This is a genomic window from Francisella sp. Scap27 (genome assembly GCF_013394105.1).
Lineage (GTDB): Bacteria > Pseudomonadota > Gammaproteobacteria > Francisellales > Francisellaceae > Francisella > Francisella adeliensis.
This window is the reverse complement of the sequence record NZ_CP041326.1, coordinates 1950867-1967290: the sequence shown is the minus strand read 5'-3', so window position 1 is coordinate 1967290 and position 16424 is coordinate 1950867. Positions and strand designations below refer to the sequence as shown.

Genomic DNA, 16424 nt, shown 5'->3' with positions numbered 1-16424 from the left:
ATATTTTAAGACAAAAAAAAAGCCCCGATAGGATCACTACCGGGGCTTTTAATATGTGCTCATTGTTGTTGAGTCTTTTATTATAGAATAAAATGGCGACTACCTACTTTCACCTAGCGAATGCTAAACTATCATCGGCGTGTTATAGTTTCACTTCTGAGTTCGGAATGGGATCAGGTGGTACCTACAAGCTATCATCGCCAAAACTTTAATCTCTAATGTTTTGGTTTTGTATTTTACTGTTTAATTGCATATCAATAAAGATATTTAACAATTCAGCATAGAAATAGACTTAAGTCTCTCGGATCATTAGTACTGGTAAGCTTCATACATTGCTGTACTTCCACACCCAGCCTATCAACGTCGTAGTCTCCAACGTTCCTTACAGGTCTAAGACCTGGGATATCTAATCTTGAAGGAGGCTTCCCGCTTAGATGCTTTCAGCGGTTATCCCTTCCGAACGTAGCTACCCGGCAATGCTTCTGGCGAAACAACCGGAACACCAGTGGTTCGTTCACTCCGGTCCTCTCGTACTAGGAGCAACTCTTCTCAAATATCCAACGCCCACGGCAGATAGGGACCGAACTGTCTCACGACGTTCTGAACCCAGCTCGCGTACCACTTTAAATGGCGAACAGCCATACCCTTGGGACCTGCTTCAGCCCCAGGATGTGATGAGCCGACATCGAGGTGCCAAACTCCTCCGTCGATATGAACTCTTGGGAGGAATCAGCCTGTTATCCCCGGAGTACCTTTTATCCGTTGAGCGATGGCCTTTCCATACAGGACCACCGGATCACTAAGACCTACTTTCGTACCTGCTCGAGCCGTCACTCTCGCAGTCAAGCGCACTTTTGCCTTTATACTCTTGGCATGATTTCCGACCATGCCGAGTGCACCTTCGTACTCCTCCGTTACTCTTTGGGAGGAGACCGCCCCAGTCAAACTACCCACCATACACTGTCCTCGAATTTCTCCTGAGTTAGAACTTCAAATAGTCAAGGGTGGTATTTCAAGGTCGACTCCAACAAATCTAGCGACTTGTCTTCATAGTCTCCCACCTATCCTACACATAAATATTCAAAGTCCAGTGCAAAGCTGTAGTAAAGGTTCACGGGGTCTTTCCGTCTAACCGCGGGTACACAGCATCTTCACTGCGATTTCAATTTCACTGAGTCTCTGGTGGAGACAGTGTGGCCATCGTTACGCCATTCGTGCAGGTCGGAACTTACCCGACAAGGAATTTCGCTACCTTAGGACCGTTATAGTTACGGCCGCCGTTTACTGGGGCTTCGATCCACAGCTTCGCTTGCGCTAACCACTTCAATTAACCTTCCAGCACCGGGCAGGCGTCACACCCTATACTTCATCTTACGATTTCGCAGAGTGCTGTGTTTTTGATAAACAGTCGCAGCCACCTGATAATTGCAACCCATCTCTGCTCCAGGAGCAAGTCCCTTCACATAACATGGGCACACCTTCTTCCAAAGTTACGGTGTTATTTTGCCTAGTTCCTTCACCAGAGTTGTCTCATAGCCTTAGTATTCTCTACCTACCCACCAGTGTCGGTTTACAGTACGGTTACCTATACAATATACTTAGAAGATTTTCCTGGAAGCATGGCATCAATAGCTTCGTCAAACAAGTTTGACTTCGTCTCGTATCTCAGATCAACAATACACCGGATTTACCTAGCGTATCTACCTACTTACTTTCACCCGGACAACCATTCGCCGGGCCTACCTAGCCTTCTCCGTCCCTCCATCATTCATATAAGCAGCACAGGAATATTAACCTGTTTTCCATCGACTTCACTCTTCAGCTACGCCTTAGGTGCCGGCTTACCCTACGTTGATTAACATTGCGTAGGAATCCTTGGGTATTCGGCCAATAAGAATCTCACTTATTTTACGTTACTCATGTCAGCATTCGCACTTCTGATACCTCCAGCATGCTTCTCAACACACCTTCATCGGCTTACAGAACGCTCCCCTACCATATATTATCTATATCCGCAACTTCGGTGCATAGCTTAGCCCCGTTAAATCTTCCGTGCGGGCCGACTCGACCAGTGAGCTATTACGCTTTCTTTAAAGGATGGCTGCTTCTAAGCCAACCTCCTGGCTGTCTGGGCCTTCCCACTTCGTTTCCCACTTAGCTATGACTTGGGGACCTTAGTTGGCGGTCTGGGCTGTTTCCCTCTCCACTACGGACCTTAGCACCCGCAGTGTGTCTCCCGTGATTGAACTTGATCGTATTCTGAGTTTGCATCGAGTCGGTAAGGTCGTAAAACCCCCCTAGTCGAAACAGTGCTTTACCCCAATCAGTTATACACGAGGCACTACCTAAATAGTTTTCGGGGAGAACCAGCTATCTCCGTGCTTGATTAGCCTTTCACTCCGATCCACAACTCATCCCGTAATTTTGCAACATTAGTGGGTTCGGTCCTCCAGTTGGTATTACCCAACCTTCAACCTGGTCATGGATAGATCGCGCCGGTTTCGGGTCTACTCCTAGCAACTATACGCCCTATTAAGACTCGCTTTCGCTACGGATCCCTTATTCAGTTATCCTTGCTACTAAAAGTAACTCGCTGACCCATTATACAAAAGGTACGCAGTCACATAACTAAATTATGCTCCTACTGCTTGTATGCAAGTGGTTTCAGATTCTATTTCACTCCCTTTATAAGGGTTCTTTTCACCTTTCCCTCACGGTACTAGTTCACTATCGGTCATTCAGTAGTATTTAGCCTTGGAGGATGGTCCCCCCATATTCAGACAAGGTTTCTCGTGCCCCGTCCTACTTGCTCGTATGTCTAGTTCCACTAAGATTATTTCGTATACGGGACTATCACCCTCTATCGTCAAGCTTCCCAACTTGTTCTACTATAATTCTAGCTATATCATACCAGGCTCTTCCCACTTCGCTCGCCACTACTACGGGAATCTCAATTGATTTCTCTTCCTAAGGGTACTTAGATGTTTCAGTTCCCCTCGTTCGCTCCTAACTCTATATCGAGTAGGTAACCAGACTGCTCTGGTTGGGTTCCCCCATTCGGAAATCTCCGGATCATAGGTCATTTACCACCTAACCGAAGCTTATCGCAGATTAACACGTCCTTCATCGCCTCTGAATGCCAAGGCATCCGCCACTTGCACTTATTTTCTTAAGTCTATCTCTATACTAAATTGTTAAATATCTCTATCTTCATGCAAATAAATATTGGTGGAGCCTAGCGGGATCGAACCGCTGACCCCCTGCGTGCAAAGCAGGTGCTCTCCCAGCTGAGCTAAGGCCCCAATATGTTTTATACTCCCAGCATCTTACGATGTCTAGAAAATGGTGGGTCTGAGTAGACTTGAACTACCGACCTCACCCTTATCAGGGGTGCGCTCTAACCAGCTGAGCTACAGACCCGTATTTATTTACACTAAAATATATTATCTACAAACACTAAGTTAAATCACTTGAGAAACAACAGTTAAAGTTTATTTCTATTTTTCGTATTTCCTTTAAGGAGGTGATCCAGCCGCAGGTTCCCCTACGGCTACCTTGTTACGACTTCACCCCAGTCATGAATCACTCCGTGGTAAACGCCCATTCGTTAAGCTATCTACTTCTGGAGCAACCCACTCCCATGGTGTGACGGGCGGTGTGTACAAGACCCGGGAACGTATTCACCGCAGTATTCTGACCTGCGATTACTAGCGATTCCTGCTTCATGCAGTCGAGTTGCAGACTGCAATCCGGACTAAGAATACCTTTCTGAGTTTCGCTCCACCTCGCGGTATCGCAGCCCTCTGTAATATCCATTGTAGCACGTGTGTAGCCCTGGTCGTAAGGGCCATGATGACTTGACGTCGTCCCCACCTTCCTCCGCCTTGTCAGCGGCAGTCTCAATAGAGTACCCAACTTAATGATGGTAACTATCAATAGGGGTTGCGCTCGTTGCGGGACTTAACCCAACATTTCACAACACGAGCTGACGACAGCCGTGCAGCACCTGTCACTGAGTTCCCGAAGGCACCAATCTATCTCTAGAAAGTTCTCAGGATGTCAAGACCAGGTAAGGTTCTTCGCGTTGCATCGAATTAAACCACATGCTCCACCGCTTGTGCGGGTCCCCGTCAATTCCTTTGAGTTTTAGCCTTGCGGCCGTAGTCCCCAGGCGGAGTACTTAACGCGTTAGCTGCGCCACTAGATCCTTTACACCGAACCCAACAGCTAGTACTCATCGTTTACAGCGTGGACTACCAGGGTATCTAATCCTGTTTGATCCCCACGCTTTCGTCCCTCAGTGTCAGTATTAGTCCAGAATGTTGCCTTCGCCATTGGTGTTCCTTCTGATCTCTACGCATTTCACCGCTACACCAGAAATTCCCCATTCCTCTACTATACTCTAGTTTAGCAGTATCAAATGCAGTTCCAAGGTTGAGCCCTGGGCTTTCACATCTGACTTACTATACCACCTACAGACCCTTTACGCCCAGTAATTCCGATTAACGCTTGCACCCCCCGTATTACCGCGGCTGCTGGCACGGAGTTAGCCGGTGCTTATTCTTCAGGTAACGTCAATTCATTCAGCTATTAACCAAATAAACTTCCTCCCTGACTAAAGTGCTTTACAACCCTAGAGCCTTCTTCACACACATGGTATTGCTGGATCAGGCTTCCGCCCATTGTCCAATATTCCCCACTGCTGCCTCCCGTAGGAGTTTGGACCGTGTCTCAGTTCCAATGTGGCTGATCATCCTCTCAAATCAGCTATAGATCGCAGCCTTGGTAGGCCTTTACCCCACCAACAAGCTAATCTAACGCAGGCTCATCTATCCGCAGCAGCACAAGTGCCACTTTTAATCCGAAGATATTATGCGGTATTAACGTTCGTTTCCAAACGGTATCCCCCACAGATAGGTAGATTCCTACGCGTTACTCACCCGTCCGCCACTCGTCAGCAAGGAGCAAGCTCCTTCTGTTACCGTTCGACTTGCATGTGTTAAGCATACCACCAGCGTTCAATCTGAGCCAGGATCAAACTCTTCAGTTTAATCTATTTCTGACTCCAACTACTGTTCACTCAAATTCATTAACAAAGTGTTTGTATATAATATATCTATTAAATATCTCGATGACCGCAAACCTAATCGCTGCCTCGCTTCCCGTTGCATCACTCCCAACCGGTGAAGACATATAATACACATCACATTTACAAAACGCAACTACTTTTTACATCTTTTTCAAGGTTTTTTGTATTTATCTCAGAAAAGAAGATTTTCTACTTTCAATCACAACGAAAAGTTAAGAGAATTAAAATCACATTAATCCTTAAGCGAACATCTCTCGTAATTTACTTTCTAAATCTTGCTTACTAAAAACACCAAACTTATTTTTTAAATTATCGATGTACTGTTCTACTGTTCTATAAGATAATCCTAATGATAAAGCTATTTGCTTTGATGTTTTATTATTTATCAGCTGCAAAGAGATATCTTTTTCACGATTGGTCATATTTATATCATAAAGATCCATAACATAGTCTACCTTATTAAAACTAGATACCGATTCAAAACTTGTTGAATTCAACCTCATATCTTCAGAAATAATTTTATTCATAGAAATTGTTTGGATGATATTTTTTGCTTTAACATTAAAATACGATACAAATTTTAGTAGCTGATTAATATTCAAAACAAGGTTTCGGTATAAAATCTGATTGCTGTTACTCATACCTAGAAAATAGAACTCACAGTCACTACTGATTTTATTGACGATCGTCACACCTTGATAGATACCATGCTTCGCGGCCTCTTTTATGATGCGTTCATGACTTGAAATTGTTGACCATAGAAAATAACTCGACTGGTAGTTATCTGCACTCAGCTCAAAAACACTCTCTAAATAAAGTTTTTCTGATAAATAATGTTTATACCAATCAACCCTATTACTAAGCCTAATCTGACTACCGTCTGAGAATGTTTTATGATAGCTAAAACAGTCCAAACCAAAATGATGAGAAATGGGCTCTATAATCTTATTTATAACATCTGCATTGTTTAAAAATGGTGTTGCTTCAAAATCCAACTCATCCCAAGACTTTATAATATGCATTCCTAAAATTCTCTATACCGTAGTCAATACGGATATTATAACTTTTAAAATATCATCATACTATTGTCAAACACCAAACCAACAAGGAAAACCTTATGAGTAAAATGGAAAATGGACTGAAACTATTAAATAAGCTGCATGGTGGTCATACTGGTGAAGCAATTTTAAATCAGTTTAAAGAGATTAGTCCAAAAATGGCTGAAATAACTATAGAAAACATGTTTGGAGATATTTTACAAAGAACAAACATACTAGACATTAAGACAAGAGAATTACTAATTATAGTAAGCCTAGTGACTTTAGGATCATGTGACAATCAAATTAGAGCACATACGGAAGCAGCTATAAATGTAGGTGCCTCTAAAGAAGAAATTTCTGAAGCCATACTACAAACAGCATATTTTGCAGGATTTCCAAAAGCAGCTAATGCTTTGATTTCTATTAAAGAGTTGTTTTAAACAAAAAATAGAGGGTTAATAAAATGAATTTAAAGAAGCATGTGAATGCAATTGGCAATATATCTATAGTTGGATTTGGTGCAATGGGGATTTCCGAGTTCTATGTTATACAGATGCCGATGAAGCTATCAATGCTATGAAAGAAGCTCTAGACAATAGTATCAATCATTTTGATACGGCAGATGGTTACGCTTATGGTGCTAATGAAGTTTTTTTAGGTAAACACCTTAATTTAAAGAACACTTCAATTAGAAAAAATCTGATTATAGCTTCTAAAGCAGGGATTTTAAGAGACAAAAATGATCCGAATGTTAGAGGAATATGTATAGAACCCAAATATTTGAGGGAGCAACTAAATCATTCCTTAAAAAATTTACAAACAAACTACTTGGATATTTTCTATGTCCATCGTCTTCCTCCTAATGCCAACGAACAAAAACTAGAGGTTTTAGGAAGGTTTCTTAAGGATATAAGAGAAGAAGGTTTGGTTAAATCTGTTGGATTAAGTGAGCCAAACCTTGAACAGTTAAAAATCTTACATCAAATCACTAGTATAGATTTTGTACAGTCCGAGTATTCACTGCTTGAGCGTATTGTCGAAAATAATGGTATTCTTGATATGTGTAAAAGTAATTCTATCAATTTTGTAGCATATAGCCCTCTATGTAGAGGTATGCTTACAGATACTTTTTCAGCATCATTGTTACAAGGTAATGATTTTAGACAAACTTTACCCAAGTTCACAGGAAATAACTATACTGAAAATATGAAACTTATTGAAAAGCTGAAAGTTATTGCTGATAGTTTAAACATTTCCTTATCAACATTATCACTTTCATGGCTCATTTCTCAAAATGTACTTGTAATACCAGGTATGCGAAAAACCTCAAGAATTAAAGATTCTTTAATCGCTTACGAAATAAATTTGAATAAAGAAACTCTAGAAAGAATTGATTCTATTGCTCATCATGGAGCAACTCATGGTACAAGATATTCTCAAAGTGCTATGGATGCTTACGGATTTGAATAAACATGTGTTGCTATAAATAAAAATCATTACACAACAACCTTTTTAATTAAAAAATTGTATTTTAAATAAAGAAGCTTAATTTAATTTCCTATAGATTTAACAAACCCACTCAAAAAAACCTTATGCCGTCTATTAAATAAGTTTTATAAAATGTCTAATGTAAGCTCTTACAACACAGAAATATTTACTTAACAAAAAATTAAACAGCAATCAAGCTTCAACCTTTTAAGGTAGGATTACTTGAATATTCGTTAGATTAGGCTGATAATGAGAATGTAAGCATTTTTATTTGCTTATAAATTTTAGCAACTATAAGAGGATTATATTATGAAATCAAAATATAAATTAATATCAGCAATAACTCTAGCCTTTATGGGATCAATTGCATATGCAGATTGTAATCTTGAAGAAGCAAAAGATGGATGGACAGGATCTATAAGATTTAAATGTGATGCAGATACGAACTTACTAGATAAACCTATTAGCTTTGAGCTATCAAATGGAGTACAAGTAGGTAGCGTATGGGGATTACCTGGGAAAACTAATGTAATTAAAAATGGCAACAAAGTAACTGTAACTGTAGAAAAATGGTGGCCACAAGATCAGGGATATGTTTTACCAGCAGGTAAATCCACTGTAGTTTCTTTCTCACCTTTAAATGTAGCAACATATGATGCAAACTATGCTCCTGATTTTGAGATTAGAAACTTTAATGTAGGTAATGGATCTCAAGAGCAGCAAATTGGTGAGTTTACAATCAGTACTGGAGAAAACCCTCAGGGAGTAGATTCAAACTCTACTCCTCATATCATAATATATAATGACAATGGTGCTAAAGTTGAAGACTTTAAGCTAGACTGGAACTCATCTATAACCAAACAGCTAACAGTTGGCAAATATACTGTTTTTGCTGAAGATATAGGTAGTAGTAAAGCCTCCGTATCACCAGCTAACTTTACAGTAGCTCAAAATGATAGTGTCAACTTAGATGTTAACTATTCTGCTCCAGCTCCTGCTGAAGTTGGATCTATAAGCCTTACCGCTGATATAGCAATCAATTCAACTCAAAAACCTGCTTACACGATTAAAAGCGAATCTGATGCTAACTTTATAAGACAGGGAACAATCAGCCTAAATAATGCTACAGTCATAAATGACCTCCCTGAAGGCAAATATATTATCTCTGTTGCAGATATGTCTGCTGGTGGTGCTATATTTAAAGCTAATCCGATTAGTGCTAATGTAACTAAATTCAACACTACAGATGTTAATCTAGAGTTTATAAAACAAGAAGTTGCTACGCAAACTGTTACTATAAATGTTAAAGGCCTACCAAATGAGCAAACAGCTATATTAACTTTAATGAATGATAATAATGATAGCCAAGAAATTACACTTGATAGTAATAATACCTTTGAGATTGATATTCCTAAAGATAATTCTACATGGACTGCTACGGTTACAAAGCCAAATGGTTACAAGGCTACGCTAAACACAAGCTCATTCTCAGCAGATAATGATTCTCAAAATATTGAAATTCAATTTGAGCAAAGAGCTCCGATAGAATCAGGTAAAAAAGTAGTTGGATACTGGGCAAACTGGAAAGGTGCTATGCAAAGTTCTAGTACAAATATGGCTGAATCTCAATACTATACAAATGATGTAGCTCCTTATACTCATGTCTTATACTCTTTCTTAACTTTAGCTAAAAACCCTAATCCAGATAACCCATCAAACACTGAGTGGGATGGTACCGCTATATACGAATCTATGACAGCAAAAGATGTTTTAGGATTGATGAAAGTTTATCCAGAAGGTACTGCTGGTTGGGAACGTGAAGATAACTGGATGAGATCTAGAATTGATGGTCTAATAAAAGCAACTCATAAAACCGATGGTAAGTTTATTTGGGCTTTAGGTGGTTGGTCTGATTTACAGCAAACAATTAGTCCAGCCCAAGTGGATAAACTTGTAGATATGATGGTTCAATTGCTAAAACAAAGTGGTGATGGTATTGATTTTGACTGGGAGCATATTAATCAATTAGCTAATGGTCAACCGAACCCTAATGCAAAAGAAGAGCAAGCAGTCTTAGCAGAAACGATGCTGAAACTACGCCAAAAACTTGATGCCGCAGGAATGCAAGATAAAGAAATAGGTTATACAACTCGATTTAATGCATTTATGCCAGATAGTAAAAAATATGGTTTTGCTGGATTTAAATCTGATGGTGAAGGTATTGCTATAGATAATTGGTTAAAAGCTAATGGCAGTTCTCTAAACAAAGTAGTAAATTGGGTGAATATCATGGCTTACGATGTTGGTACTAGCTATATGCCAAATGGTAAAACCTGGAATATGGACGTATATAAAGATGTATTAGATACATTCAAAACCCGAGTAAATCCAGAGCTTATTGTACTTGGTTTTGAACCAGGATTCCAAGCAGCTGGTGGCGTATGGGAAGGAATGGATGTTAGTAAGCAAGCAGTTAACTATGTTGCTGAAAATAATTATGGTGGTAGCATGTTCTGGGCCATTAACTTACCAAACCCAGCTGTTGATGGAAGTAAGCTAGGACTTAATTCAGATATTCTTGCAGATTATTCTAGAGAAAAATTTGAAATAGAATAATACCCATATAAATCTTCAAAGCTTTATAGCTTTTTCTGCTATCAATACCTTTATTCTCAATCTTTTTATATATATATTGTTACTATTGTTTAGAAACTATTTATCTAGGTAGTAATATAAACTAACTTAGATACTTATAACTGTGTTTCAAAATACAATCTAAATCTTAAAATTTATAGAATAATCTATAAAATAATAAATTTCATAAGATTTAAGCTGTACTAATTTTATAAAAAAGGAGTTTAAAATGAACAAATTATTCTATTCACATATACAAAATAAAATCCAAGAACTAAAAGATGGTGGCACATACAAAACTGAAAGAGTTATCACCTCTGCTCAAGATCCTGTTATAGAGCTCGAAAATGGAGATACTCTAATAAACTTCTGTGCGAATAATTACCTAGGCTTTGCTAATAATCCTGAAATTGTAAAATACGCAAAAGAGCATATTGAAGAATGTGGTTATGGTATGGCATCTGTTAGATTTATTTGCGGTACAAATCGCGTACATAAAGAACTTGAAAAAGAACTTAGTGATTTTTTTGAATTTGAAGACACTATACTTTATCCATCTTGTTTTGATGCAAATGCTGGATTATTTGAAACTCTACTTACAAAAGAAGACGCTATCATCAGTGATTCACTAAATCATGCAAGTATTATTGACGGTGTGCGTTTATGTAAAGCTATGCGTTTTAGATATGCAAATAACGATATGAAAGATCTTGAGGAAAAGCTAATCGAGGCCGATAAAGCTGGAGCAAGATTCAAAATGATTGCTACTGATGGCGTATTTTCTATGGATGGTATTATTGCTGACTTAAAAGCTGTCTGTGATTTAGCAGATAAATACAACGCTATAGTAATGGTTGACGACTCTCATGCTTCTGGTTTTGTCGGCAAAAATGGTAAAGGCTCGATTGAGCATTGTGGCGTAATGGGTCGAGTAGATATACTTACAGGTACGCTTGGTAAAGGTCTTGGTGGTGCTTCTGGTGGATATATTTGCGCTAAAAAAGAAATTGTTGATGTACTTAAAAATCTATCTCGCCCTTACCTTTTCTCAAACTCAGTAGCTCCTATTATCGCTAAGACCTCATTAAAAGCTTTAGAAGTAACAAAAAGCTCAAATAAACTCCGTGATCAATTACAAGCTAACCAACAAAGGTTTAGATCTAAAATGACGGCTGCAGGTTTTGATTTAATTCCTGGTGAGCATCCTATTATCCCTGTGATGATTTACGATGAGAAAAAAGCTGCTATATTTGCTGAGAAACTATTAGATTATGGAATATATGTAATTGCTTTTTCATTCCCTGTAGTACCACGAGGCAAAGCTCGTATTCGTACACAAATGTCAGCTGCTCATTCGTTTGAGCAAATAGACAAAGCTGTTGAAGGCTTTACAAAAGCTGCAAAAGAACTAGGGATTATTTAGTATGAAACAAAAAACTATGAGAGCTTTATCTAAACTAAAGGCAGAACCTGGTATTTGGATGATTGACGATGCTCCTATTCCAGAGTATGGGCATAATGATATTCTCATAAAAATCAAGAAAACTGCAATTTGTGGTACTGACTTACACATTTATAACTGGGATAAGTGGTCACAAGAGACTATACCTGTACCAATGATTGTTGGACATGAATTTATTGGTGAAGTGGTAGCCTTAGGTGATGGAGTGCAAGGGTTTGGTATCGGTGACAGAGTTTCAGGAGAAGGTCATCTTGTATGTGGACACTGTAGAAATTGTAATGCAGGTAAGCGCCATCTTTGTCGTAAAACTATCGGCATAGGCGTAAATGTACAGGGAGCTTTTGCTGAATACCTGACTATGCCAGCTAGTAATGTTTTTAAAGTCCCAGACACAATCTCTGATGAAGTTGCTAGTATATTTGACCCCTTAGGTAATGCTGTCCATACTGCTCTATCTTTTAACTTAACAGGTGAAGATGTACTTATAACAGGAGCTGGACCAATTGGTCTTATGGCTGTTAAAATTGCTAGGTTTTGCGGTGCAAGAAGAATTGTCGTAACAGATATAAATGAATACCGCCTTAAAAAAGCTAAAGATTTTGGAGCGACTTTTGTATTAAATGTAGCACCATATAAAAATCAGGAAGATTTAAATACTGAAATGCGGAAAATAATATCTGGTATAGGTATGACTGAAGGATTTGATGTTGGTTTAGAAATGTCTGGAATTAACTCAGCTATCTCAATGATGCTTGAAGTTATGAATCATGGAGGTAAACTCTCTCTTTTAGGAATCTCTGCTAGTGATATTTCAGTTAATTGGGGGGCTATTCTTTTCAAAGGATTAATATTGAAAGGAATTTATGGCAGAGAAATGTTTGAAACATGGTATTTGATGTCAAGTATGTTGCAAGCAGGCATGGATATGAGTCCTGTTATCACTCATAGAATGAGCATTAATGACTATAAAGAAGGATTTGAAATCATGAAAAGTGGTAAGTGTGGAAAAGTAATTCTTGACTGGAGTAATTAATGGAAAAGTCAATCTACCATACTAAAAAAATAGATGTCCAATGGGTTTTTACACTCTTTGGGACAGCTGTTGGTGCTGGTTTACTTTATCTACCTGTCCAAGCTGGAGATAGTGGCTTTTGGGCACTATTAACTGTAATGATATTTGCACTACCTTTAACATACTATTCACATAAAAGTATGGCAAATATAGTAATAAATTCTCAAGATAAGGCTATTACAGAAGTTTTTACTCATAATCTTGGAAAGTTTTTTGGTTTGCTTTGTGTAATGCTATATTTCTTAGCTATATTTTTAAATATGCCAATGTATTCAATTGGTTTAAACAATGAGCTGGGTAATTTTCTATATAAATATCATTTTTCAACTATAGACTTTTCTGATCAAATCTGGTTTAGCTTTCTCATATTAACTGTTCTAATGACTATTGTTTCCTTAGGTATAAACATAATACTTAAGTTTATGCAGTTTATAGTAGTTTCACTAATAATTATGGTTGTTGTTTTAAGTGTCTATGTCATACCTTATTGGAATGGTGAATTCATTAGTAAAAGTCATTTTGAAATAATGAATTATATAAAAGGTGTATTGATGGTATTACCTATCTTAATCCTATCAATGAATCACTCTCCTGTCGTATCAAGTCTAGTTGTTTTTTATAAAGAAAATATGAAAATGATTAATACAGATGCAAAAATAAAGGTTTATAAGATATTAAAAATTAACAGCTGCGTGCTTTTCATATTTGTACTTTTATTTGTAACATCCTGCTTACTGAGTACAACTATTGAAGACTTAAATACAGCTAGTGCAAATAATCTTTCAATAGTAACCTTAATTGAACAACAACATCCAAGTGCATTATTAAAAACACTTGGGCCGTTGATAGTATTTACAGCTATTATAAGCTCTTTTGTAGGTTGTTATATTGGTTCTAGAGAAGCATTAAGATATTTATTTAAAAACCTTCTGAACTCTTACTACAATTTAAATATTAAAGATAAATACATCAACCTATTATGTATTTTAATAATTTTTTCTGTACTTTGGGTATGCACGGTCTGTAACTTCAAAATCCTAAATATAATAGGAATATTGGTTGCTCCAACAGTAGCTTTTTTACTATATATTCTTCCTGTTATTATTATTTACCAAAATATAAGATACCAAGAATATAGAAAGGCTAGTCTAAATGCTATGCTTGTCATTATAGGATTAACTATAATTTTTGGCTATATGATAGGGCTTATGATTAACTGAGTTTTTTCAGATAAAAAAATTGATAAATTCAAGATCTTCTTTTGTAGTTATTTTAATATTTTTCCTAGATCCTTCAACAATAACTGGAGATAACCCAAAAAGCTCTAAAGCTGATGACTCGTCTGTAATTTTTTCCACAAGATTATTATCAACACAAAACTTAAAAGCACTTTTAAGAGTATTATATTTAGATAATTGAGGAGTTTGAGCTAACCATATATAGCTACGATCTAAAGTTTCTTCAATAACCTTCTGAGATACTTTTTTAACTGTTTCAAAGGCTTTAACAGCAAGGATACCACTCTCATCTTTTTCTAATAAAACCTGGTCATACAGTAGTTTAATTTCATCAAAGCTAATAGCTGGCCTAGCTGCATCATGAACGAATATCCAAGCATCATTATGAACAGCTGCTAAAGAGTGTAAAGCATTAAAAACACTTTCAAATCTTGTATTACCTCCTTTGCATACTTTAACTTTTGGATGGTTAAAGTACTGAGAAAGCTTCCAATATTCATCATTTTCTTTTAAAGAAATTATAACTAAATCAAAAAAATCTTCCTCTACAAATTTAGATAAAGTGGTATCTAAAACTGTATGATTATTGGCTAGCTTTAAATATTGTTTAGGAATGTCGCTATTCATTCGACTTCCAATACCAGCAGCAGGAATTATGACATATTTAGGGAGGCTAGTTGACACTATAAAAAATCTCACCTTTCTTTATTAAGCCCATATTTTGACGTGCTAAACTCTCAAGAACTTCACCATTTTTTCTTAATGAAATAACTTCAGAATAAAGCTTTGTATTTGCCTGAGTTTTATCTTTAACCTCTTTAGTCTCTGATATAACATCTGCAGATAATGTCTTATAGCTTAGTAGTCCAGTATTACTAAGCCATAACTCATATTGCAGTATTGCTATCAAGAAAATAACTATAGTAATAAAGATATAGAAAAACGAATTAGATCGGCTACTCATGAAATTTTATTAATCTTCTACTTGAACAACAACTTTTTCAGTTTCAGACTCTTCAATAACAATTTCTTTAGCTTCTGAAGCTTCTTCATCTGGACTAAATACAAAAGCTTTAACACCAGGGTAAATAGCATTTTCACCAAGCTCTTCCTCTATTCTAAGAAGTTGATTGTATTTTGCTATACGATCAGATCTAGATAAAGAACCTGTCTTAATTTGACCAGAACAAGTAGCTACAGCCAAATCGGCAATAATAGTGTCAGAAGTCTCTCCAGAACGATGAGATACAACGCAAGTATAGCCTGCTTGGCCAGCCATTGCCATTGCTTCAAAAGTTTCAGTAAGTGAACCAATTTGATTTACTTTAATCAAAATTGAGTTTGCTACGCCTCTTTCAATACCTTTAGCTAAGATACTTGGGTTTGTAACAAATAAATCATCACCAACTAGCTGAACTCTTTTACCAAGCTTATCTGTTAGAAGCTTCCAACCATCCCAATCTTCCTCTGCAAGACCATCTTCAATAGAAACTATAGGATACTTTTCAACCCAGTCAGCATAGTAGTCAACCATCTCTTGACTAGTAAGAGATTTATTTTCTGATGCTAGCTCATACTTTCCATTTTTATAGAATTCACTGCTAGCAGGATCAAGTGCGATAAATACATGTTTACCAGCTTCATAACCTGCTTCTTTAATAGCTTTCAAAATAGCCTCAATTGCAGCTTCATTTGATGGAAGGTCTGGGGCATAACCACCCTCATCACCAACACCAGCAACACTATAACCATCGTTAACTAACACTTTTTTAAGTGTATGGAATATTTCTGTACCACATCTTAAACTTTCAGAAAAAGTATCAAAACCAGCTGGTACAATCATAAATTCTTGCATATCTACATTGTTGTCTGCATGAGAACCACCATTGATCACATTCATCATTGGTACAGGCATTAAGTACTCTTTTACATCCATTAAGTAACGATAAAATGGCTTTCTTAAATGAGATGCTGCTGCTCTAGCTGTTGCTAAAGAAACGCCTAAAATAGCATTAGCACCAAGATTTTTTTTGTTTTCTGTACCATCTAAATCAATCATAGTTTTATCAACTAATCTTTGATCTAAAGCATCTATACCTTTAATAGCTTGAGCAATTTTTGTATTTACATTTTCAATCGCTTTATAAACGCTCTTACCTAAGAATATTTCCTTGTTACCATCTCTAAGTTCTAATGCTTCTCTTATACCAGTAGATGCACCAGAAGGTACTGCAGCACGGCCAAACGCACCACTTTCTAAAACAACGTCTACTTCTACAGTAGGGTTTCCACGTGAATCTAATATTTGTCTAGCAAATACTTGGGAAATTAATGATGACATGTTAAATTAACTCCTTTAGTTAAATTAGTCTCTTTTGAGCTTGAAAAACTAGTTGTAATT

Annotated in this window: 10 protein-coding genes, 2 tRNA genes and 3 rRNA genes; 6 read left to right on the top strand and 9 right to left on the bottom strand. The window is 37.2% G+C overall.

Annotation, left to right across the window (positions count from 1 at the left end):
• Positions 1 to 90: 90 nt before the first annotated feature.
• The 6 genes from rrf to FLM55_RS09390 form a co-directional block, all read right to left on the bottom strand.
• A 5S ribosomal RNA gene (gene rrf / locus FLM55_RS09415) occupies positions 91 to 205 on the bottom strand.
• Positions 206 to 288: 83 nt separating this feature from the next.
• A 23S ribosomal RNA gene (locus tag FLM55_RS09410) occupies positions 289 to 3175 on the bottom strand.
• A 51-nt stretch (positions 3176 to 3226) separates the two neighbouring features.
• Positions 3227 to 3302: transfer RNA gene (locus tag FLM55_RS09405), tRNA-Ala, on the bottom strand.
• 41 nt (positions 3303 to 3343) lie between these two features.
• Positions 3344 to 3420, bottom strand: a tRNA-Ile gene (locus tag FLM55_RS09400).
• 96 nt (positions 3421 to 3516) lie between these two features.
• Positions 3517 to 5050 (bottom strand): 16S ribosomal RNA (locus FLM55_RS09395).
• Together the 16S, 23S and 5S rRNA genes with 2 tRNA genes alongside form the textbook arrangement of a ribosomal RNA operon.
• A 278-nt stretch (positions 5051 to 5328) precedes the next feature.
• Positions 5329 to 6111: a LuxR C-terminal-related transcriptional regulator gene (locus FLM55_RS09390; protein ID WP_178949016.1), complete on the bottom strand. Its 783-nt coding sequence runs from the start codon at positions 6109 to 6111 to the stop codon at positions 5329 to 5331.
• Positions 6112 to 6206: 95 nt separating this feature from the next.
• Between FLM55_RS09390 and FLM55_RS09385 the strand changes: the two genes are divergently transcribed.
• The 6 genes from FLM55_RS09385 to FLM55_RS09360 all read left to right on the top strand — a co-directional run bounded on the left by FLM55_RS09385 (position 6207) and on the right by FLM55_RS09360 (position 14005).
• Entirely contained in the window at positions 6207 to 6569 is a 363-nt protein-coding gene (locus FLM55_RS09385; RefSeq protein WP_178949015.1) for a carboxymuconolactone decarboxylase family protein, read from the top strand.
• 136 nt (positions 6570 to 6705) lie between these two features.
• Entirely contained in the window at positions 6706 to 7599 is an 894-nt protein-coding gene (locus FLM55_RS09380; RefSeq protein WP_178949014.1) for an aldo/keto reductase, read from the top strand.
• 327 nt (positions 7600 to 7926) lie between these two features.
• Complete coding sequence (locus tag FLM55_RS09375) at positions 7927 to 10233, top strand: glycosyl hydrolase family 18 protein (protein WP_178949013.1); 2307 nt, start codon at positions 7927 to 7929, stop codon at positions 10231 to 10233.
• 247 nt (positions 10234 to 10480) lie between these two features.
• Positions 10481 to 11674, top strand: a complete 1194-nt coding sequence (locus tag FLM55_RS09370; protein WP_178949012.1) for a glycine C-acetyltransferase — start codon at positions 10481 to 10483, stop codon at positions 11672 to 11674.
• Between the two features lie 16 nt (positions 11675 to 11690).
• On the top strand, positions 11691 to 12746 hold the full coding sequence (tdh, locus tag FLM55_RS09365; protein WP_178949106.1) for an L-threonine 3-dehydrogenase: 1056 nt from the start codon (positions 11691 to 11693) through the stop codon (positions 12744 to 12746).
• On the top strand, positions 12746 to 14005 hold the full coding sequence (locus tag FLM55_RS09360) for an amino acid permease (protein WP_178949011.1): 1260 nt from the start codon (positions 12746 to 12748) through the stop codon (positions 14003 to 14005). Before tdh ends, FLM55_RS09360 begins: the two co-directional genes overlap by 1 nt.
• Positions 14006 to 14011: 6 nt before the next feature.
• Here FLM55_RS09360 and ispD read toward each other — a convergent pair whose 3' ends face one another.
• The 3 genes from ispD to eno are packed head-to-tail and all read right to left on the bottom strand — an operon-like array spanning position 14012 to position 16364.
• Positions 14012 to 14707, bottom strand: a complete 696-nt coding sequence (gene ispD, locus FLM55_RS09355; protein ID WP_256868879.1) for a 2-C-methyl-D-erythritol 4-phosphate cytidylyltransferase — start codon at positions 14705 to 14707, stop codon at positions 14012 to 14014.
• Positions 14697 to 14987, bottom strand: a complete 291-nt coding sequence (locus FLM55_RS09350; protein WP_112870190.1) for a septum formation initiator family protein — start codon at positions 14985 to 14987, stop codon at positions 14697 to 14699. Before FLM55_RS09350 ends, ispD begins: the two co-directional genes overlap by 11 nt.
• A gap of 9 nt (positions 14988 to 14996) precedes the next feature.
• Positions 14997 to 16364 (bottom strand): phosphopyruvate hydratase, encoded by a 1368-nt coding sequence (gene eno / locus FLM55_RS09345; protein ID WP_178949010.1) that lies wholly within the window; start codon positions 16362 to 16364, stop codon positions 14997 to 14999.
• Between the last annotated feature and the right edge of the window lie 60 nt (positions 16365 to 16424).